Below are 21,728 nucleotides of genomic sequence, written 5' to 3'. Positions count from 1 at the left end.
GGCGCTACAACATCTTACTTGCATTTGAAAAAAATCAGGATTGAAGAAAGATGATAGCTGTATTGGCCGATGATTTTACGGGTGCTGCAGAACTGGCAGGCATTGCTGTTCGATACGGGCTTCGGGTTTCCTTATGCCTGGGCGAAGTAAAACCTACAACTGCCGATGTACTTGTTGTATCTACCGATAGCCGCAGTATGTCAGATGCAAAAGCACTGGCTGTTACTTCAACTATAGTGCAGCAAATATTGCTGCTACAACCACGTTGGATGTACAAAAAAACCGACAGTGTGCTGCGGGGTTATGTAATGCAAGAGTTGCAATTGCAAATGCAATTGTGCAACCAAACACAAGCCCTGTTGCTACCGGCCAATCCAACCTTGGGACGAACCATTGAACAAGGAAAATATTTGGTAAACAAAGTGCCGGTGCATGAGGCAGGCTTTGCTGCAGATCCTGAGTTTCCCAGAACCAGTGCCGGTTTGGCCGACATGCTGGGTGTAGAAGAAATACCTGTATTGGAAGTGGGCGAAGCATTGTCGCATGCAGCTGTAATGCTTGCCTCCGCAGCAACCATGCAAGATGTGCATCATTGGGCCAATGCCGTACCTGCAGGCATTGCATTGGCTGGGGCCGGTGATTTTTTTACAGCCTTGTTAGCCAGAACCTACCAGGAACAGCTTTCAAGTGTGATTCAGTTGCAGCAACCGTTTTTGTATGTGTGTGGTACAGCATTTCCTGCAGCTGTCAGTTTTGTACAGCAGGTAGCCCTTATGCATCCGGCGTCTGTTGTATGGTTATCATTTGTAGCCAATGGTACTAAACCACATCCGGATTGTGTGCAACAACTTGCCTTTGCATTACAGCATGTGGGTAAAGTGATATTCGCCATTGATGCTACACAAATACCTGCTGGTTGTACGGCTGCTCAATTGCGCAGTTGCATGGCCGATGCGGTTGCGCAGCTATTTGCCCGCCAATATGTAGCAGAAATGTTTATTGAAGGGGGCTCTACCGCCACCAGTATATTGGAAGCCTTGCAGCTACACGAACTGCAGCCACAGCAAGAGTGGGAGCGTGGTTCTGTTCGTATGAAATCCAATGATTGTTTTATCTCCGTAAAGCCCGGTAGTTATGTGCTGCCACCCATTATTCAACAACTGTTTGTAGCATAAACAGTGTCAACGATTGTAAGCATGTCCCATCTTCAAACCATTGATTACGTTATCATCCTGCTGGTGTTGGGCATTACGCTCTGGCTGGGATTTCGTTTTGCCAACCGGCAAAAAACAACAGCACAATATTTTTTATCGAAAGGCAATTTTCCCGCATGGGCATTGGGATTGTCCTTGCTGTCTACCCTCATCAGCAGTGTTACATTTTTGGGCTATCCCGCACAGGGCTTTACCAGCAACTGGATTTTACTGGTGCAAGGTTTGATGGTGCCAGTAGTACTGATGGGCACCATTTGGTTCATTGTTCCCTTGTACCGAAAAGTGATTGGCCTGAGTACCTACGAGTATTTTGAAAAGCGGTTCGGCATGTTTGCCCGTTACTACAGTTCGTCATCTTTTATCATAAGGCAGTTTGCGGGTATGGGTACGGTCTTGTTTCTCATTGCAGTAGCCATACATGAAATGACGAATATGCATCCCTTTCTGGTTTTGGGTGTGGTTGGTTTTGTATTGGTAATGGTGAATTTGAAAGGCGGTATGCAGGCAGTGATTTGGCTGGATGTTTTTCAGGGCTTTATGCTGTTTGCCAGTGGCATTATTTGCCTGCTGGTATTGTTGTATTCTATTGATGGGGGCATTGCCGAAGCTTGGAACATTGCAAGTGCCAACAACCGCACCGGCTTTGGTCCGTACAAATGGGATGTAACGCAACTTACCTTGCTGGTCATGATGATTAATGGTGCATTTTATGCCATTCAGAAGTATGGCACCGATCAGACCGTGGTGCAAAGATACCTCTCTGCAAAAAATGATAAGGCTGCCATCAAAGCATCGTTGCTGGGTATTTCACTAACGGTTCCCATCTGGACCATTTTCATGTTGATTGGTACAGCGTTGTTTGTTTTTTACAAACAGCGTGGCCTGCCCGATGGCATGCAGGCCGAAGCGGTATTTCCTCATTTTATAATGACGCAACTGCCAACGGGTGTTATTGGTTTTATTGTAGCAGCACTTATTTCCGCTGCTATTTGCAGCCTCAGTGCCGACCTCAATTCGCTGGCCGCTGTAGGTATTGAAGACTACTATAAAAAACTTCGTCCGCACAAAACGGATAAGCAATACCTCCACATGAGTAAGCTGTACGTAGTGTTGTCTGGTTTGTTGTCCATTGCCATTGGCGGCTTGTATTTACTTACCGGCAATGAAGGTGTGTTAGGTGTCATCTTTACCGTGTACGCCATTTTCTCTGGCGGCATTGTGGGTATTTTTTTACTGGGATTGTTTAGTGCCCGGGCCAATCGGCAAGGCGTTAATATTGGTATCATTGTGTGTATTCTGTTTACGGCATGGGCATTTTTAACCAGCACACCTGTGGGAGTTAGCAACCCCAGATTGCTGCTTGATTTGGGAGACTATAACTTTACACATCACAAACTCATGTTGGGTGTGTATAGCCACCTCATTGTGATTGTGGTCGGTTATATCGCCAGTTTGTTTTATCCGCCACCTGTGCTGGAACCCAACCTCTTGTTTAGTAGCTGGCGGCAAAACCGGCAGCAGGAAAAAGAAAATTCATTCTAAAAAAATCAACCATGTGGAATAAACACCATCAGCAATACAAGCAAGTCGTTTTCATGCTTATATGCATGATGCTGTTGCAGGTATTTGCATGGGCACAACTCAATACCGATCAGCAATACAGCCGTCCATTGAAAGAAGTGTTGCAAAACATTCAGAAAAAATATGGTGTTGTTATCAAGTTTGCGGACAGCATGGTGGCCAATAAAATGGTGACCTATGCCGATTGGAAATACCGGCCAGATGTAGAGGTAACATTGGATAATGTGCTGAGGCCGTTGGAGCTGAAAGTGAAGAAGGAAAAGGAGAAACAGTATAAGCTGAGTGCCTATGAATATTACCGCTGGCCGGTGGCAGAAGGCTGGGCCGAAATGGACCGCATTGCTGCGCAATACAATACACCCGAGGCATGGGAAAAAAGAAAGGCAGAATTACGTCCTTGTATACGGGAAGCATTACAACTGACACATTTGCCTGCAAGGCCAAACAGTGCTCCTATTATTACCCCCAAAAGAATGTATGATGGGTATACGGTAGAAAATATTGCGCTGGAAATTTTGCCGGGTGTGTGGATCAACGGTTCGTTGTACAAACCAGCCAAATACAAAGGCAAAATTCCTGTTATTCTCAACCCCGACGGGCATTGGGAAAAACAACGCTACCGCCCCGATTGTCAGTATCGCTGTGCAGCATTGGCCAAAATGGGGGCGATGGCATTTAGTTACGATTTGTTTGCATGGGGCGAGTCTTTATTGCAATTCAATATCGAAGATCATCGCCGCAGTTTGGGCATGACCATTCAGGCATTGGGCAGCATTCGGATTCTCGATTATTTGCTGGCGCAAAAAGATGCCGATACTGCCAGAGTAGGCATGACTGGCGGCTCTGGTGCCGGTAGCCATACAGTACTTATGACGGCACTCGATGACCGCATTAAAGCATCTGCACCAGTGGTATCGTTGTCGTCGTATTTCTATGGCGGCTGCCCATGCGAAAGCGGCATGGATATACACGGTTGCGGTGGCCGCACCAACAATGTAGAACTGGCTGCTATGGCTGCACCAAGGCCACAGTTGATTGTAAGCGATGGTGGCGACTGGACAGATAAAATGCCGGAACATGACTTTCCTTATTTGCAAAAAATGTATGCCATGTGCAGCCAGCCTTCGGCGGTGAGCAATGTGCATTTGTCCAATGAAAAACATGATTTTGGTATCAACAAACGCAAGGCGGTATACGAATTCATGGCGAAGTATTTGCAATTGCAATTGCCCGCTATTCAAAACAAAACCGGTGAAATTGACGAGTCAACGATTACCATAGAGCCAGAGCAAAACATGTATGTGTTTGGCGATAAAGGAGAACGATTGCCTGCACATGCAGTACACGGTTTTGATAATTTGGAAAAGTTGTTTGCAGCAGAAGTAGAGAAAGCCAAAACTAGCCAACGCTATAAAATTGGCCTGATAGATTTGATGCTGCTGAAGCGCCAAAAACTCGGTGCCATTACCCTCACTGCCGACTTGAAAGCAGACGGTGTAGAAGTAGATATGGGTGGCTTGGGCAACCGGCCCACCTTCGACAATCAATTGTTGAACGACAGTGTGCGGCAGTTGTTTTTGCAAACAGCGAAAGAAAGAAAAGTAGAGCTGTTTTGTTTGGCCATGACAGGCTACTATGCGCAGTCGTTTTGCAGCCGGGCCGAGTACATTCGGAGCATTGAAGATTGTATACGCACCATGCAACTCATGCAAGTGAAGCATGCGTTTTTGCCACTAGGTGTGCAATGCGATATCAAAAAAAATCCTGGCATTCGCGATTCAGTTATTGCCCGATTGACAATAGCCGGCAAAATGGCTGAAGCCGCCGGCGTTATCATTGGCATCGAAACATCCTTGAGTGCAAAAGAGGAAGTCCAATTGCTGAAAGAAATTGGCTCGCCGGCCATTAAAATATATTTCAATTTTTCTTCGCCACTCAAGGAAGGCCGCGACCTGATTGCTGAATTGAAAACATTGGGTAAGGATCGCATCAGCATGATACATGCTACAAACAAAGACAGTGTGTGGTTGGAAAACGATTCGCAAATAAACATGCAGCAGGTAAAGCAAACGCTGGATGCCATGGGTTGGAGCGGCTGGCTGGTGATTGAACGCAGTCGTGATGCTAAAAAGCCATCAGATACAAAGTATAATTACGGTGCCAACACTGCCTATCTCAAACGCATTTTTCAGGAAGAGTAAAATAGTGCAGGCAGCGGTAGCCAGAGGTCTGTATGACGCAACTGTAGCCCTTGGCAAAACAGTAAAATAGACCATCTTTTTGGCAAATAGTCACATTTTCCGGGCTTGCTGATACCGGTACTTTTAATGGCTGCAGCTTGCCTGCTAACAAGGCAAATTGTAGCAGTACCCGGTATGAAACGATTGTTGATTAGCCTGCTGTTTTTTTGCTGTGCCTTGTCTTCGGCAATGGCAGTAAATATTTATGTAGCCCCCAATGGCGCAGACAGCAATGATGGCTCCATTGAAAGACCTTTTGCTACCCTCAATATGGCCTTGCGCAAAGCAAGAGACCTACGCCGGATGAATGATGCATCGTACAAAGAAGACATTCATATCATTTTGCGGGGCGGCCATTATCAGGTGCTTGAAACCATTGTTATCAGACCGGAAGATAGCGGCACCCGTGAAAGCGCCACGTTTATTGAAGCAGCACAAAATGAAAAGCCTGTTTTAAGTGGAGGTGTACAGATCGGCAATTGGAAAAAAGTAACAACGCCTGTTAATGGTTTGCCGAAAAATAGTCAAGCAAAAATATGGGTGGCCGATGTGCCGATGGTGAATGGGAATGTTTTCAATTTCCGTCAACTGTGGGTGAATGATGTGAAAGCAATACGGGCCAAATCATCGAACGGCGATGCTATGTTGCGCATTTTGAACTGGAACAAAACTGAAGCTGCTTGTGTGATTCCAACATTGGCTTTTCAAAACCTGGATAAAGCAAAAGGTTTGGAATTATTTATTCATCAGTGGTGGGAGATCGCTAACCTGCGTGTGAAAAAACTGCAGGTGATGGGCGACAGCACAAAGTTGTTTTTTCATCAACCGGAAAGCAACATACAAAACGAACATCCCTGGCCTGCTCCGTGGATCAGTAAAGAAACCGGTAACTCTGCTTTTTACTTAACCAATGCGATTCAGTTTTTAGACGAACCGGGTGAATGGTATTTAGATGTCAGCAATAAAAAAATCTATTACTGGCCACGCAGCAATGAAAATTTAGCAACAGCAAAAGTAGTTGCTCCATTTACCGAGACATTAATACGTCTGGAAGGAACGATTGATAACCCGGTGAAGAACCTGGTAATCGATGGCATTTCTTTTCAGCATACAGGTTGGTTGCGTCCTTCACTGCAAGGACATGTACCGCACCAGGTTGGTTTGTATATGACAGAAGCATACCGGTTAAAACCTGCAGGTACAAAAGAGAAACCGGGTTTGGATAACCAGGCATGGATTGGCCGACAAGCGGCTGCTGTGGAATTGAGTTATGCCATTCGTACACGAATTAAAAACTGTTCTTTCCTGCATTTAGCGGCAACGGGTATTGATTTAAAAAAAGGCGTGCAGGATAATATGACGAAGAATAATCTGTTCAGCGATATTGGTGGTACGGCTATCCTCGCCGGTAATTTCGGTGATGAAGGAAGAGAAATTCATTTGCCCTTTGATCCGAAAGATGAACGGGAGAAATGCGATGTCATTTTCATCGAGAATAATTTCATCACCAATGCTGCCAATGAAGATTGGGGCACGGTGGGTATTGGTTGCGGCTTTGTGAGCAGAACAAGTATTCGTCACAACGAAATTGAAAATGTATCGTACAGCGGCATCAGTTTGGGTTGGGGATGGTCACCTGTACAGAATATGATGAAGGACAACCGAATCGTTGCCAACAAAATCCATCATTACGGCAAATGGAATTATGATTGCGCCGGTATTTATACATTGAGTGCACAACAGAATTCCATCATTGAAGAAAATTATATCGACAGTATTTATAAGTCGCCCATTGCTCATTTGCCATCGCACTGGTTTTATATTTATACGGATGAAGGCTCTTCACATTTCACTGTAAAAAATAACTGGACGCCTTCACAGAAATATTTACAGAATAACAACGGTCCCGGTAATGTGTGGAGCAATAATGGTCCGCAGGTGCATGACAGTGTAAAGCAAAATGCCGGACTGGAAAAACGCTTCCACTATTTAACCGCCAATAAAACAGCGAAGGTTGGTGTCATCAACGAAGAACATAACGAGGTAATTGAGCTGGTAGTGAAAGAAGGCATGCAGTTGAATTTACCCAAGCTAAAAGAATTGTTGGCGAAGAATAATATGGACAGCAATGCCATTTATCATTGGCAGAATCATTATGTCATCTTCGATAAAGTGCAGGACATCGGCGTAATGCAAGGGCGTATCGCCAACAATTTTCCGGAAGCGGAAGTAAGCGTGTACCACGACATGTTTTACGAATACAGCAAGAAAAAACATTGCACAGATAAAACAGTGGCGAAAGAATGGCAGCATATCATCCTTACAGCAAACCTGGTGGCAGATGAAAAATTGCAGCAAGAATATCTCGACTATCACATTACACAGTTTGAAAAATGGCCGGAGATTTCAAAAGGTTTCTGCAATGCCGATTTTCAGCAGTTGTTGTTGTTCAGAAACGGAAGGCAATTGATGCTGATCATTAGCATTCCGAAAGGTGAAAGCCTGGATAAGTTGAACCCAAGAACAACAGCCAATAATCCACGGGTGAATGATTGGAATACGATCATGAAAAAATACCAGGAAGGAATTAAAGGAACAAAGCCGGGAGAGACGTGGGTGTTTTTAAGTCAAACCCCCAACCCCTAAAGGGGAGCAAGGAAAAACCCTTGTGACGATTAACAATAATTATTTTGAAATAGATGAAATACGAGAAAAATAGTGATGCTGATAGCACCCCTTTAGGGACGGGGGGGCTTACAATTGGAATTTTAGGCGTTGGTGAAGGCCGCAGTACCATGAGTGCAGCTTTGCAAAGCAAAAAACTGCATCTCAAGATCATTTGTGATCGTAATGAAGAGTTGTGCAAACAACGTTGCAAGGAATTTGATTTTGCAAACTATACAACCAGCTACGAAGATCTGCTCAACGATGCGGAGATCGACATCATTGCTATTTATACTCCCGATCATCTGCATGCCGATCATATTAAACAGGCATTGCTGCATGGTAAACACGTGGTGTGTACCAAACCATTCATTGATGATCTAAATCGTGCAAAAGAATTACTAGAGCTGCAAGCACAAACAGGTAAGAAAGTATTTGTGGGACAAAGCTCACGCTTCTTCGAACCATACAAACGTCAACGCAAAGATTTCGAAGCAGGGGAGATCGGCGAACTCATCACCATCGAAAGTCATTACAATGCGGATCATCGTTGGTTTCTTGAAAAGAAATGGGCATTGGAAGATTCATTTAAATGGTTGTACGGTGGGTTAAGTCATCCTGTAGATTTCATTCGTTGGTATCTGCCTAACATTGAAGAGGTGATGGGTTATGGCATGATCGGCGCCAATGGGAAAGCCGCCGGATTAAAGAATGAAGATACCATGCATTTCATCTTCAAAGCAACCGATGGTCGTATTGCAAGGGTGAGCGGAACATACACCAGTCCAACGCAACCAACAAAGCGTGACAGTGGGATGAGCTGTGTGTTGCGTGGTACACAAGGTGCATCACAAGCCGATTACCATGAACTGCGGTATGCTATTACTGATAAAACAGGCGAAGAAAAAATTGTTCATTGGGGCGACAGCACCTTGAAATATTATTTCCGTTTCGAAGGACAGAGTCATCATGCAGGGGAGTACCAGAATTACCTGGAATACTTTGTTGATTCCATTGAACAAAGTTTTACCGCTTATCCAAACATGCAGGAAGGAATTGGAACCGTGGCGTTGCTGCAGGCAATGGATAAGAGTTTGAAAACGGGTGCGCCGGTGAAAATTGCAGACATTTTAAAGCAATATAATCTCGAATCACTAAGCCACTAAGGCACGAAGTAACGCAAAGCTTCGTGTTGCTTTGTGTTCCCTGTGTCTTTGTGGTTCAAATACGTCATGAACGAAATTTACAATAAACTCACAACGCTTGATTTTGCCATTGTAGCCATTTACCTGGTTGCATTGCTGGCCATTGGTTATATCGCCAGTTTCCGAAACAAGAAAAAAGATGAAACGCTTTTTTTGGCGAGCAATTCACTCAACTGGTACAACATTGGTTTCAACATGTGGGGAACAAATGTGGGCCCCTCATCATTACTTGCATTCGCAAGCATTGGTTTTTCCGCAGGTATTGTGGGTGGAAATTTTGAATGGTATGCGTTTGTGTTTTTAACGCTGCTGGCACTGGTGTTTGCACCTCGTTACATCGCCAGCAAAGTAAGTACCATGCCCGAGTTCATGGGCAAGCGTTATGGCAAAAGCACACAGGATATTTTAGCAGGTTATGCGTTGATAAAAATTCTCATCAGTTGGTTGAGCCTTGGTTTGTTCAGCGGAGGAATTTTAGTTCGCCAAATTTTAGGCATCCCGATGTGGCAATCAACCATTGTACTCGTGGCCTTCTCTGGTTTGTTTACTTATATGGGCGGCTTAAAAGCCATTGCAAAAGTGAATGTATTCCAAATGATCTTACTAATCATTGTATCATTGGCATTAACGTTTATCGGTTTACAAAAGCTTGGTGGTATTACTGCTTTGATTGATAAAACACCGAGCCACTTTTGGAACTTAATTCATCCTGCATCCGATCCCGGTTATCCATGGCATGCATTGTTGTTGGGTTATCCTGTATCGGCCGTTGCATTTTTCTGTACCGATCAGAGTATGGTGCAAAGTGTGTTGGGTGCAAAAAATTTAAAACAGGGACAGCTCGGTGTAAACTTCATCGGCTGGTTAAAAGTACTGGCATTGCCCATGTTCATCTTGCCGGGCATTTTATGTTTTGCATTGTTCCCCGATTTAACTGATGATAAGTTGGCTTACATGACAATGGTAACAAATCTCTTTCCTTCAGGATTGAATGGGTTGGTGATTTGTGTGTTGATCGCTGTGTTGGTGGCAACCATTGGTTCCTCCTTGAATGCATTAAGCACAGTGTTTACAAAAGATATTTATGTCAATAACATGAATCCGCAGGCCACTGTGCAGCAACAAATAAAAGTAGGACGTTATACTGTTGTTGCGGGTTGTGTGCTGGCTGTGTTAATGGCGATAGCATTTGATAATATACAAGGCAAAACCTTGTTCGATATTTTTCAATCCATACTTGGCTACTTGGCTCCGCCATTGGCAGTTACATTCTTGTTGAGTGTTTTCTGGAAACGCACCACCAAGCTTGCTGTGAATGTAATTTTATCGGCAGGTTCTGCATTCAGTTTGTTGGTAGGAATGCTCAACTTGTGGATTCTGCCTCCCGATGCAGCAACGGGTACCAACACATGGTGGCCGCATTATTTTCTTATTTCATTTTACATCTTCGCTATCTTATTTGTTGCAGCCATTCTTATATCCTTACTCGATAAAAACAAAGTAACGGCCGCCATCGAAACAGCGCCATTGCCAAAAACAGATAAGCAGGTAAAAATGCTATTTGCATTATTAGGTCTTGTGATACTAACCCTCTACATCATCTTCAACGGACACTAAACATGGAACATAAAAAGGAAGTTTAAAAAGTACGATTGCTGTATCGCTGACTAATTACCTGGATGCTGGGGCAATCGTTGCAGGCGCAAGCGGGTTGACGCTTTGGCAAAATTACCTTGGACTTAATGAAGGGCATCTCGGTTGGCTGAATGCGCTTAGCGCCAACGCCTTTGGTGCAGCTATCGGTGCCATTTTCGGTGGGTTTCTTGCTGATAAATACGGACGCAAAACCATTTATACGTACAACATGTTGGTGTATATGCTGGGGATTGCCATTATCATGTTCACTGTTAATTTTCCCATGCTGTTGGCCGGTTTTCTTATCACAGGTATTTCAGTTGGCGTGGGTGTTCCAGCATCATGGACATATATCTCCGAAAATTCAGAAGTAGGTAATCGTGGAAAGAACATGGGTATTTCACAGTTTGCATGGGGTGTGGGCCCAATGATTATTTTATTGCTGGGCATGCTCCTTGCTCCCGGCAACGCTGATGCTTCGGCCGGTGTTTTATTTGATTACGTGCAAAAAATTGCAACACTTTTTATAGGTAACGATGCAAGTGTTGAAGCCATCAATGTATTCAGCAGCCGTATCATTTTTGGATCTTTGTTAGTGGTTGCTTTTATCGCATGGACATTGCAACGAAAACTCAATGAATCGAAAGATTGGGAAGAAGCAAAGCAATCACAATCAAACGAAAAGCAACCTGGCGTTTTCGCATCGTTTGGTACACTGTTTACCAACAAAGTGAATATTCGAACCATGCTTTTCCTCGCTGGTATTTATATCAGCTGGAATATGGTGGCTTCGGTGATGGGCTTCTTTCAGCAACATATTTATGAAACCGCAGGTGGTCTTTCAAATGGTGAGGCCAACATGATTACGGCAGTACAATGGATTGTCATTATAGCCGTTACCTATTTTGGTTTTGCCATGTTGGTTGATAAAGTGAATCAACGCTGGTTGTATGTTTTCGGTACATCAATTGGTATAGTGGCCTGGTGCATTCTAATTTTCATCGGCATAAAAAATCATGTTGCGCTATGGACGTTCACCATGCTTTGGGGCATACATGCAGGCATAAGCGTCCAGGCATTTTATGCACTTTGGGCTTCAGAACTTTTTCCGGCAAAATACCGGGCCGCTGCTCAGGGTATTATGTTTTTTGCAGTGAGAAGTATTGCAGCAGTATGGGGTTTTGGTTTTGTAAATATTTATGGTGAGAATGGCGAAGGATTTTCCACCGCGGCCTACATTATGATTGGGCTGCTCATTTTTGCACTGATTGTAGGAGCCATCTGGACACCCAAAACCCAAGGCAAATCATTACAACAAATTTCCAAAGAAAGATATGGAGAGGATATTTAGATGATGAAGTCGGTATCTAAATATCCGAAGCAATTAACGTGAAGCAAATGAATAACTCTGATTTATCAAATACAATTTCAACACCAACATGGATATGGTATCCTGGCGATTTCGAAATTGTACTGGCCAATAAAATGCAAAACCGTCGTACTGAACGTGGTACATTCTTTCCTGTATTCTGGAAAATAGATAGCCATTATGTGCTCATGGATTTTCATAAAGTGTTTGATGTCCCTGCACCTGAAACCGTTGATATTTATGTAGAAGGTGAATACCATGTAAAGCTCGATGGAAAAGCATTTGAAGGTAGTCCGAAACAAATTGTTGTACCGGCTGGTAAACACAAGATCAACATTAAAGTATTTAACCAGGCCAACGTGCCTGCTATCTATGTAAAAGGAAAAACAATTGTATCCGATGCTTCATGGCTTGTAACATTCGAAGACAAAGAATGGATTGATGAGACAGGTAAAGCATCTGACATCTCTGCTACTAAATGGCTCAATGCTGGAAGCTGGAATTTTAATTCACCTACACAATTGCCTTCGCAATTTGCCTTGCCTGTAAGAGAACAAAAAGCCATATCAACTGTGAAAGGAGAAAATTCTATGCTGGTTGATTTTGGTAAGGAAACCTTTGGTTTTATTCAATTAAATGGTCTGAGTGGAAAAGGTAAACTGTCGGTGTATTATGGCGAATCAGAAGAAGAAGCCTTATCTACAGAGCATTGCGAAACGTTGGATAGGGTAGATGTAAATAACACGGAGAAGAAAGATGAGATTATGAAACTTTCGAAAGCTTATCGTTTTGTAAATGTGCAATACGATGAAGGCGTAATACTCGATTCCGTTTCGATGCTGTACGAATATGCTGATGTAAAAGAACGTGGCAGTTTTACCTGTAACGATGAAGAGATCAATCGTATTTACGATGTTTCGAAATATACGTTTGAATTAAATACAAGAGAATTTTTCATAGATGGTATCAAACGTGACCGCTGGATGCGGAGTGGTGATGCTTACCAAAGCTATCTCATGAACTATTATCTCTACTTCGATAATGAAACAGTCAAACGTACAACCTATGCATTGCGTGGTAAAGATCCGGTAACGGGGCACATCAACACCATTATGGATTATACCTTTTACTGGTTCCTTGGTATTTACGATTACTATCTCTACACCGGTGATAAAAAATTTATTGCACAGAACTACGATCGCATGAAAGCGTTGATGGATTATGTTCTGGCAAGAAGAAATAAAGAGGGGTTGATGGAATGGATGACCGGTGACTGGATATTTATTGATTGGGCTGAAGGGCTTAGCAAAAAAGGTGAAGTAAGCTTTGAACAGTTGTTGCTGGCACGCAGTCTCGAAACAATGGCGCTGTGTGCAAACATTGCTGATGATAAAGATGCCGAAGCGCAATACAACTCATTAGCAGCTGATATGCGAAACAAATTATTCAGCATTTACTGGAACGATACAAAGCAGGCACTGGTGCACAGTCGTGTGGATGGCCAGCAAACAGAAAATGTAACACGCTATGCAAACATGTTCTCTATCTTCTTCGATTATTTTAACGAGGAACAAAAACAACAGGTGAAAACATCTGTGTTACTGAACGACGATATTCAGAAGATCACTACACCTTACATGCGTTTCTACGAACTGGAAGCATTGTGTGCTTTGGGTGAACAAAACTATGTGTTGAGCGAAATGAAAGATTACTGGGGCGGCATGTTGAAATTGGGTGCAACCAGTTTCTGGGAAGAATACAACCCTGCCAAACAAGGAGCAGAACATTACGCCATGTATGGCCGGAAGTTCGGTAAGAGTTTATGCCATGCATGGGGCGCAAGCCCGTTGTATCTGCTGGGTAAATATTATCTCGGAGTAAAACCAACTGCACCCGGGTATCAAAAATATGTGGTAGAACCAAACCTTGGTGGCCTCGAATGGATGCAGGGCAAAGTACCAACACCACAGGGTGAAATAGAATTGAAAGTGACCAACACTACTGTAGAGGTAAAGGCTCCTGCAGGAATGGGATTGCTGAGATTGAAAAGCAGCATACTTCCGGAAGGACGGGACATTGTGCCATTGTCAAAAGGCAATGGCCTTTATGAAATGGCCATTCAACCCGGAATAGCATACATCATTCAATACAAAGCTGATTAATCATGAAACCCGTACACAAATTGTTCTTCGCTGTGTTATTGTTGCCGCTGTCGCTACTGGCACAAAACGGATTGGTGAGTACTGGCAATAGTCCAAAGGCGGCACTTAACAGCGTAGGCATAAGCGATGTGCAGTGGACCAAAGGTTTTTGGGCAGAACGCTTTGCTGTTTGCCGCGATGCTATGTTGCCACAACTCTGGCAAACATACACGAGCAAAAATATGTGTTATTCGTTTCAGAATTTTCGAGTAGCAGCGGGTTTAGATACCGGCCGCTTTCGTGGCCCATCTTTTCATGATGGCGATTTTTATAAAACTTTGGAAGCAGTGGCTGCCATGTATGCCAGCACAAAAGATGCAAAGCTCGAAGCATGGATGGATGAAGCCATTGCCGTTATTGGCAAAGCACAAAAAGCAGATGGCTACATCTATACCAAAAACATCATTGAACAGCGCAAAACGGGCAGCGAAAAAATGTTTGATGACCAGTTGAGTTTCGAAGCGTACAACTTTGGTCATTTAATGACGGCGGCCTGTGTGCATTATCGGGCAACAGGTAAAACAACCTTGCTCAACATCGCCAGCAAAGCAGCAGATTTTTTAATTGGCTTTTACAAATCTGCTACACCAGAGCAGGCACGCAACGCTATTTGCCCTTCGCATTACATGGGGTTGACAGAGTTGTACCGCACAACAAACGAAAAGAAATATCTCGATCTCGTTATTCATCTCATCAATATCCGTGGTTCTGTAGAAGGCACGGATGATAACAGCGACCGGGCACCATTCCGCGATATGCAAAAGATTGCCGGCCATGCAGTACGTGCCAATTATTTGCTGGCAGGTGTAGCCGATGTGTATGCCGAAACAGGTGATCCCAGTTTGCTCACTACACTTCACCGTTTGTGGAATAATGTCATCCTCAGCAAAATGTATGTAACGGGTGGCTGTGGTGCTTTGTATGATGGTGTAAGTGTGGATGGTACTTCGTATAAACCTGATACGGTTCAGAAAGTGCATCAATCTTATGGCCGTGATTTTCAACTGCCCAACCTCACTGCACACAATGAAACCTGTGCCAATATTGGCAATGTATTGTGGAACTGGCGCATGTTTTTGCTCACGGGAGAATCGAAGTATACAGACATTGTTGAACTGGCTTTGTACAACAGTGTGTTGAGTGGCGTAAGCCTGGATGGCGGCAACTATTTTTATACCAATCCGTTGGCAGCATCCGATCGCTTTCCGTATCACATGCGTTGGGAAGGTGGCCGCATTCCATACATCAGCAAATCCAACTGCTGTCCGCCAAATGTGGTGCGTACCATTGCTGAGGTAAACAGTTATATGTACAGCATTGGAGAAAAAGGTTTGTACATCAACATGTATGGAGGCAGTCAGTTGTCTACCACTTTACACGATGGGCAACAAATGATTTTGGAGCAACAAACCAACTATCCATGGCAGGGTAATATTGCTATCCATATCAAACAATCATTATCAAAGTCTGCAATCATTTTCTTCCGCATACCAGGTTGGTGCAATAAATACACGTTGCTTGTAAATGGGAAAGTGCCTCACAATGTAGTAGACCGTTCGAATGGTTACATTGGTGTAAAGTCCAGCTGGCAAAAAGGAGACAAGATTGAATTGCGGTTGGATATGCCGGTGACATTGCTGGAAAGCAATCCACTGGTGGAGGAAACCCGTGGTCAGGTTACAGTAAAACGTGGCCCCATCGTATACTGTCTGGAGTCTGCCGATTTGCCACAGCACAACATTTTTGATGTGGCCATTCCGGCCAGTGCTGTATGGCAAACAAAACCATTGGCCATTGCGGGCAGCACGGTTACAGCCCTTACCACTACGGCCAAAGTGAAAGCGCCACAAACCTGGAGCAATACATTGTATCAACCATTGAATAATCAGCTGAAAGCTGCAGCCGTTACACTCATTCCATATTATGCATGGGCCAACCGTGGCAAAACTGATATGACTGTATGGATGCCGGTTGTTCGTTAACCGCGAAAGATTAATTAAGTAAAATGACCATCAAACAATTTGAAATCTTTACGGCAACTGCGCCATTACAAAAGCCCATTGCCGATGCTACGCATACGCTTACCGAAATCTCATTTGTGGTGCTGCGATTGCATACCCAAAGCGGTCACATGGGCGAAGCCTACCTGTTGAGTTTTCAATACAGTCCGCAAGCCATTATTGGTGCGCTGAAAGATCAGGGAGCATTGTTAATCGGGGAAGAGGTTTGCGATACCGTTAAGGTATTTATGAAGTTGAATCATGCCAACGAATACTTTGGGCACGAAGGCATCAACCGTTGGGCACAGGCGGCTTACAACATGGCCATGTGGGATGCGTGGTGCAAAATACTCAAACAGCCCATTTGGAAAGTGTTGGGCCATTCGGCACAAAAAATACCTGCGTACGGTAGCGGTGGTTGGATAAGTTACACCGAAGCCGAATTGTTGGATGAAGTGAAAGGCTATGCTGCCCGTGGTTTTGGTGCTGTAAAAATTAAAGTAGGCAAACCCGATTGGCGGGAAGATCTTGAAAGATTGCAGTTGGTTCGTGAAGCGGTGGGGCCACACATCAATATCATGATGGATGCCAACCAGGGCATGAATGTACCCAATGCATTGGCGCTGGCCCGTGCTGCCCGCAACATCGGTATTCAATGGTTTGAAGAACCCATTGATCATACCGACTATGAAGGCTATAGCATACTGCGTCATCAGGCGGGCATTTCTCTTGCCATGGGCGAAAGAGAATACAGCACAGTGCCGCTGCGGGAATTACTAAAACGCAATGCCCTCGACATTTGGCAGCCCGATATATTGCGGCTTGGCGGCGTAGAAGCGTGGCGCAACAGTGCGGCTTTAGCAGCTGCGTACAACGTGCCTGTATTACCGCACTACTACAAAGATTATGATGTTCCCTTGCTCAGCACTATTGCCAATGGCGCTGGTGTTGAGTCATTCGATTGGATTGATCCGTTGATTCGATCATCCCATTCAGTTTCACAACGGATTTGCATTGCCACACAACCGTCCGGGTTGGGGCTTCACTTTTAAGGATGAGCATTTGACTGCTATAGCATAATACAATGTGGATGTCAGCAGCCGTGCAGCTGGCATCTTCGTTGCGTCGCACACTTCAAGTTTCTGTTCACTACTGAGCAATACAAACCAACATGTCCAAACAATTCTGTTCAATATTTGCGGTTCTTTTTTCACTCGTATGCACCGTGCAAGTACAAGCACAGCTGGTTGATAAAACGCCTGCTGCGGTGCCGGTTGCTCCTTCCATTTACAACCGCCAACCGTACGAAGATCCTTTGGTGAGCGGCATCAACAGAGAGGCTTCGAGGGCCACGGCATATTCTTTTGCCAACACAGCCGATGCCTTGCAGGGGCAGCGGGAAAAGAGCGGTCGCTACCTGTCGCTGAATGGGGAATGGGATTTTGCATTTGCCTTGAAGCCCGGCGATGAGCCAGCTGACTTTTACAAACAAAAAGTGCAGGGCTGGAAGAAAATACCGGTGCCGGCCAATTGGGAAATGCATGGCTACGACAAACCCATTTACAAAAGTGCAGTGTATCCATTCCGGCCGGTCAATCCTCCGTATGTGCCAAAAGATTACAATGGGGTAGGTTGTTACCAGCGCAGCTTTGTGCTGCCCGAAAATTGGAAGGGCATGAATATTACGTTGCATTTCGGCGGCGTCAGTTCTGCTTACAAACTGTGGATCAACGGAAAGTTTTGTGGCTATGCAGAAGATAGTTTTTTACCGAGTGAGTTCAACATTACACCGTATTTGCAGGCCGGCGAAAACATCATTTCCGTTTGGGTAATTCGCTGGAGCGATGGAAGTTTTCTGGAAGATCGGGATCAATGGCGATTGAGTGGCATTCACCGCGAAGTGTATTTGCATGCAGAACCACGGTTGCGTATTGCTGATTTCTTTTACCAAACCACACTCGACTCCAATTATCAGGATGCTGTACTGAGCATCAGGCCACGCATGGAAAACCTGACAGGTGCCAATCTGCCCGGCTATGTGCTCAAAGCACAAGTGTACACGGCCGATAATCAACCGGTATTGTCTGCTCCATTGCAGAAATCTGTGGACGATATCATCAATGAAATTCACCCACGGTTAGACCGGGTGAAATTTGGTTTGCTGGAAACAACCATTGCTGCGCCAAAAAAGTGGAGCCCCGAATCGCCTTATTTATACAAACTATTGTTGAGCCTCGAAGACAGTACGGGCAATGTGTTGGAAGTAAAAAACTGTAAACTTGGTTTTCGGTCTGTTGAGTTTCGACAACACGACAGCAAGTTGTTGATCAATGGCAAACTCACGTATCTCTATGGTGTCAACCGGCCCGATCATCATCCCGTAAAAGGGAAAGCTTTATCGAGAGCAGATATTTTGCAAGACATCCGTACCATGAAGCAATTCAATTTTAATTGTGTGCGGTTGAGCCATTATCCATCCGATCCTTATCTGCTTGATTTGTGTGATGAAATGGGCATCATGGTGATTGATGAAGCCAACCATGAAACACATGGTTTGGGTGGCAAGCTGGACCATGACCCCGCATGGACGGCCGCTTACATAGAGCGGGTGAGCCGCATGGCTTTGCGGGATAAAAATCATCCTTCCATTATCATGTGGAGCCTTGGTAATGAAGCGGGCAGCGGCCCTAATCATGCTGCTATGGCAGGTTGGATAAAAGACTTTGATATGTCACGGCCTTTGCACTATGAACCGGCAATGGGTTCACCCAAAGCTGCAGGTTATATCGATCCAAGTGATATCCGCTATCTCAAATCAAACGATCATTCGCACCGCATACAAAACCCACTCGACCAATATTATGTAGATGTGGTGAGTCGTATGTATCCGTCTGATTATACAGCGCCATTGTTGGTCAATCAAAACAATGGCGATCATCGGCCCATCTTCTTTTGTGAGTATGCGCATGCCATGGGCAACAGTGCAGGTAACCTCAAAGACTTTTGGGATCAGTGGCGAAGCTTGTCGAGAGTGATTGGTGGTTGCATTTGGGAGTTTAAAGACCAAGGCTTAGAGAAAACTGATTCAGCAGGAGTGAAATTCTATGCTTATGGTGGTGATTACGGCGAAAAGTATTTCGACAATTTTACCATTAAAGGCATTGTAGATGCAGATGGTACTCCTAAGCAGGCTATGTACGAATGCAAACGCATTTTTCAATCCATTGATGTGGAATGGGCGGATGCCAAACAACAGCAGCTTCGCATCATCAATCACAGTCAGGTGCTGAATGCGAATGCCTACACGGCTACGCTGCAAGTGTTGCAAAATGGTTTGCCTGTTTTATCAAAGCAAATTGGCGGTATAGATGTTGCACCGGGCAGTACTGCCAATTTTCCCATTGCACAATGGTTACCTAAGTTGGATCAACATGCAGCGTATCATGTCAATATCGCTTTTGTATTGCAGCAGCAAACAACCTGGGCCAATGCTGGCCATGAGATAGCTTCATCTCAATTGTTGCTGCAGTCTGGGCCTTCAGGAAAACCATACGTAGCCAATAGTAAAATAGGTATACAGGTAAAGCAAGATGAATCTGGTATCACGGTTAAAGCCGGTGGCACGGAGTTGTATTTTGATGCACAACAGGGTACATTGTCATCGCTGGTACATGGCGGACAGTCGTACATCAAGCAGCCGCTGTTGCCCAATTTCAAACGACCGCTTACTGATAACGACCGTCGTGGTTGGAAGCCTCACCGCAAGTTGAAACCCTGGTATGAGTATACACTACAATCTACCGGCATGAAGGTGGAGCAAGGTGCGGATAACACAGTTACAGTTCGTTGTGGTTTCTCTTTGATAAATGATAGTGCACAGGTGCAAATTCGTTATGTAGTTTTTGCAGACGGTGTAGTGCAGGTTCATTACAGTTTTCAGGTAAAACCTGGTTTGCCCAACTTGCCCAAAGTAGGGTTACAAATGGGCATCGATTCTTCATTGCAACAATTGCAATATTGGGGTCGTGGCCCAATGGAAAATTATATCGACAGAAAATATGGAACGAATGTGGCAGTGTATCAGCAATCGTTGTCTGCTTTTTTGCAGCCCTACGTGGTGCCGCAAGAAAACAGCAACCGTACAGATGTTCGCTGGTTTTTTGCACAGCAGCGAAATGCGCAGAATGGTTTGCTGATTGTGGCGGATAGTTTGCTGAGCATGAGTGTATGGCCATATAGTATTGCCAACTTAACCACAGCCAAACATACCAATGATTTAAAGCCTGCAGGTTATCTCACGATGAATGTAGATTTGATGCAAATGGGCGTGGGTGGCAACGATAGCTGGAGCGATGTGGCTGCACCGTTGGAGCAGTATCAAATAAAGCCGAACAATTATCAATACAGTTTTTACATAGTTCCGTTCAACGCAAAAAAGAAATCAGCTGGTGAGAGAGCAAGAGAAATTCAATAGTAAGGTGAACCACAGAGAGACAAAGACGCAGAGTCATACAAGATATTTGTTGTTTTTTCTCTGTGCACTCTGTGTCTCCGTGGCTAAATCACAAGTGCCGCAGGATGTGATGCAGAAAGTATATGAAGAAGTAAAGACGCCTTTTAAATATGGTCTTGTTGTAACTCCTGAAAATGAGACGAAGAAAATTGATTGCCCTTCTGTTTTCCGAAAGGGCAATGCCTGGTACATGACTTACATTCAATTTGATGGTCGTGGTTATGAAACTTGGCTGGCTAAAAGCAAAGACTTATTACAGTGGACAACACTCGGCAAGCTCATGAGCTTTTCTGATACCACTAACCCGAAAACTATCGGGTGGGATAGTAACCAGAAAGCAGGATACGTCGCATTGCAAAACACCCAATGGGGCGGCAATTACAAACTGGAAAAATACCAACGCAAATACTGGATGAGTTACATCGGCGGTAAAGACCTTGGTTACGAAGCAGGCCCGTTGGCCATTGGTATTGCAAATACTTCCGCAAACCCAACCAAGCCACATGAATGGAATAGGTTGACGCAGCCCGTATTGAGTAACGCCGATGCGGATGTACGTTGGTGGGAAAACAGAAAGCTGTACAAAAGCACCATCATCAGAGATAAGCATAAAACACTCGGCAGTGAGTTTGTGATGTATTACAATGCCAACGGCGACAGCAGCGGCAACAAACCCAAGTGGCGCTGGTTTGAACGCATTGGTATGGCCGTGAGTGATGATATGGTGAATTGGAAACGCTACCTTCCCCATCCTGTAATGGAACACGGTGTGGGCATTACCGGCGATGCGGTGATTCAAAAAATAAATGACCTGTGGGTGATGTTTTATTTCGGGGCATTTTGGGAAGCCAGAAAAAATGAAACCTTCAACCGTTTTGCCTGCAGTTACGATTTAGTGAATTGGACAGACTGGACAGGTGATGATCTCATTGCATCTTCCGATCCCTACGATGCGAAGTATGCCCACAAAAGTTTTGTTGTAAAATGGAAGGGAGTGGTGTATCACTTTTATTGCGCTGTCGATAAAAAAGACAACAGGGGTATAGCTGTGGCTACGTCGGTAGATAAAGGTGCATCAACGCTTACATCTAAATAAGCAAATTTGC

At 44.5% G+C, this 21,728-nt stretch carries 12 protein-coding genes; all 12 read left to right on the top strand.

Going from position 1 to position 21,728, the window contains the following annotated elements; translation table 11 throughout:
• Positions 1-50 precede the first annotated feature (50 nt).
• Positions 51-1,175 carry a four-carbon acid sugar kinase family protein gene (locus GLV81_RS12715; RefSeq protein ID WP_157479197.1) on the top strand — a complete coding sequence of 375 codons (1,125 nt, stop codon included), beginning with the start codon at positions 51-53 and terminating at the stop codon, positions 1,173-1,175.
• Between the two features lie 21 nt (positions 1,176-1,196).
• Positions 1,197-2,756 (top strand): sodium:solute symporter family protein, encoded by a 1,560-nt coding sequence (locus GLV81_RS12710; protein ID WP_157479196.1) that lies wholly within the window; start codon positions 1,197-1,199, stop codon positions 2,754-2,756.
• A gap of 11 nt (positions 2,757-2,767) precedes the next feature.
• Positions 2,768-4,996: a sugar phosphate isomerase/epimerase family protein gene (locus GLV81_RS20470; protein ID WP_246185980.1), complete on the top strand. Its 2,229-nt coding sequence runs from the start codon at positions 2,768-2,770 to the stop codon at positions 4,994-4,996.
• A 174-nt stretch (positions 4,997-5,170) separates the two neighbouring features.
• Positions 5,171-7,681 carry an L-rhamnose mutarotase gene (locus GLV81_RS12700; RefSeq protein ID WP_157479195.1) on the top strand — a complete coding sequence of 837 codons (2,511 nt, stop codon included), beginning with the start codon at positions 5,171-5,173 and terminating at the stop codon, positions 7,679-7,681.
• 53 nt (positions 7,682-7,734) lie between these two features.
• Positions 7,735-8,865, top strand: a complete 1,131-nt coding sequence (locus GLV81_RS12695; RefSeq protein ID WP_157479194.1) for a Gfo/Idh/MocA family protein — start codon at positions 7,735-7,737, stop codon at positions 8,863-8,865.
• A 66-nt stretch (positions 8,866-8,931) separates the two neighbouring features.
• On the top strand, positions 8,932-10,521 hold the full coding sequence (locus GLV81_RS12690) for a sodium:solute symporter family transporter (RefSeq protein WP_157479193.1): 1,590 nt from the start codon (positions 8,932-8,934) through the stop codon (positions 10,519-10,521).
• 34 nt (positions 10,522-10,555) lie between these two features.
• Entirely contained in the window at positions 10,556-11,890 is a 1,335-nt protein-coding gene (locus GLV81_RS12685; RefSeq protein ID WP_157479192.1) for an MFS transporter, read from the top strand.
• 47 nt (positions 11,891-11,937) lie between these two features.
• On the top strand, positions 11,938-14,070 hold the full coding sequence (locus GLV81_RS12680) for an alpha-L-rhamnosidase-related protein (protein ID WP_157479191.1): 2,133 nt from the start codon (positions 11,938-11,940) through the stop codon (positions 14,068-14,070).
• Positions 14,071-14,072: 2 nt separating this feature from the next.
• Complete coding sequence (locus tag GLV81_RS12675; protein WP_157479190.1) at positions 14,073-16,091, top strand: aceric acid hydrolase; 2,019 nt, start codon at positions 14,073-14,075, stop codon at positions 16,089-16,091.
• A gap of 23 nt (positions 16,092-16,114) precedes the next feature.
• Positions 16,115-17,161 carry a mandelate racemase/muconate lactonizing enzyme family protein gene (locus GLV81_RS12670; RefSeq protein ID WP_197428297.1) on the top strand — a complete coding sequence of 349 codons (1,047 nt, stop codon included), beginning with the start codon at positions 16,115-16,117 and terminating at the stop codon, positions 17,159-17,161.
• A gap of 173 nt (positions 17,162-17,334) precedes the next feature.
• Positions 17,335-20,583, top strand: coding sequence for a glycoside hydrolase family 2 TIM barrel-domain containing protein (locus tag GLV81_RS12665; protein ID WP_246185979.1), 3,249 nt, complete (start codon positions 17,335-17,337; stop codon positions 20,581-20,583).
• A 79-nt stretch (positions 20,584-20,662) separates the two neighbouring features.
• Positions 20,663-21,718, top strand: coding sequence for a glycoside hydrolase family protein (locus tag GLV81_RS12660; RefSeq protein WP_246185978.1), 1,056 nt, complete (start codon positions 20,663-20,665; stop codon positions 21,716-21,718).
• The last annotated feature ends 10 nt before the right edge of the window (positions 21,719-21,728 follow it).

It is taken from the genome of Phnomibacter ginsenosidimutans, from assembly GCF_009740285.1.
Taxonomy (GTDB): Bacteria; Bacteroidota; Bacteroidia; order Chitinophagales; family Chitinophagaceae; genus Phnomibacter; species Phnomibacter ginsenosidimutans.
The sequence above is the reverse complement of the archived record's forward strand: the minus strand, read 5'-3'. Positions and strand labels throughout refer to the sequence as shown.